Source organism: Thalassospira sp. UBA848, from assembly GCF_002295455.1.
Classification (GTDB): Bacteria; Pseudomonadota; Alphaproteobacteria; order Rhodospirillales; family Thalassospiraceae; genus Thalassospira.
In genome coordinates this window covers 15,722-16,201 of the sequence record NZ_DBGS01000112.1, presented here as the reverse complement: position 1 = coordinate 16,201, position 480 = coordinate 15,722, and the positions used below count along the sequence as shown (strand labels likewise).

The window sequence follows — 480 nt, the reverse complement described above, 5'->3', positions numbered from 1 at the left end:
AAAGCAATCGGAGAAGTATTCAAAGTCATTATTGAACTTCTCGATGATCGCGCGATAGGTCGGGTCCATCTTCATGGCCATGTCGGCATCGGTCATGATCGGCATACGGCGGATCGACGGATCTTCGACGTCAACCGGCATGTCTTCTTCCTTGATGCCGATCGGTTCCCACTGGTTGGCACCGGCCGGGCTTTTCTTGAGTTCCCACTCATAACCCAGCAGCAGCTTGCAATAGCCGTTATCCCATTTGGTCGGGTGGGTGGTCCAGGCACCTTCGATGCCTGAGGTCACGGTATCGCGGCCAATGCCACGCTTGGTGTGGTTCATCCAGCCAAAGCCCTGTTCATGAACGTCGGCTGCCTCGGGTTCGGCTTCGAGCAGGGATGCATCGCCATTGCCGTGGGTTTTACCAACGGTGTGACCACCAACGGTGAGGGCAGCGGTTTCTTCGTCATTCATCGCCATGCGGGCGAAGGTTTC

General features: G+C 56.2%; 1 protein-coding gene. It reads right to left on the bottom strand.

Annotated features, from left to right (window positions below):
• Nucleotides 1-480, bottom strand: a 480-nt coding sequence (locus B2R48_RS15530; RefSeq protein WP_349676151.1) for a peroxidase family protein, incomplete at both ends; no start/stop codon positions are given.